The following is an 860-nucleotide window of genomic DNA, read 5'->3' on the forward strand; positions in this document are numbered from 1 at the left end:
CTATACGTCACATGGTACGTTCCAACTGCCGATGTATCCACATCGTTCGCCGTCACTGTCACTTTATCCGTCACATTGCCATCTTCCGTATCGCTCGCCGTCACGCCAGCCATCGGATCAAAGCTCGCACCTTTTTTCACCGTCTTATCCACTGCCGTAATCACTGGCGCATCATTACTTGTCACCGTTACCGTAATCGTCTTCGTCGTGGTATTATCATCGGAATCCGTCACGCTATACGTCACATGATACGTTCCTTCTTGATTCACATTCACGTCATTCGCCGTCACAGTAATGTTTCCTGTCACATCCCCATCTTCCGTATCACTTGCCGATACGCCTGTCATCGGGTCAAAGCTACCACCTTTTTTCAGTGTTTTATCGCTGGCTGTAATGACTGGCGAATCTCCTGGAATCGCCAATGTAATAGTGTTTTCTGATGTATATTTAACCCCATTCACCTTGCCGACTCCGCTTACCTTCATCATTGTTCCCTTCGGTGAAGCATCCGCTTTTACTTGGACATCGTATGTGAGCGTAAATGTATTCGTAGGCGAATCAAATGGCAATTCTACTTGGTGATTGAGCAACTGCTCTTTCGTTACCGTGTATGTTTGGCCATCATTTCTTGTTAAAACAATATTCGAAACCGTATCCGCGTCAAATAACGCGTCCATATCTACGCCGTATTCCATTTTGAATGCCGTCGCATCATCTGTCGCATTCGAAATCGTATTCTTCACGCTGACAGTCTCGGACGGTTCTGCTTTTCCATTGTTATTTCCTTTTGTGTCGTTGATTTCTAGTGCTAGTTCTGGAGAAATGCCGTTGATTTGGAGTTCTGTGATTTTAAGTTGTTG

Annotated in this window: 1 protein-coding gene; it reads right to left on the minus strand. The window is 45.3% G+C overall.

What is annotated here, in order from left to right; all coding sequences use genetic code 11:
* Positions 1 to 860 (minus strand): immunoglobulin-like domain-containing protein (locus EP57_RS16470; RefSeq protein WP_149028034.1); only part of this gene is annotated, 860 nt, incomplete at both ends.

The sequence above is a fragment of the Listeria booriae genome, from assembly GCF_000766865.1.
GTDB lineage: Bacteria > Bacillota > Bacilli > Lactobacillales > Listeriaceae > Listeria_A > Listeria_A booriae.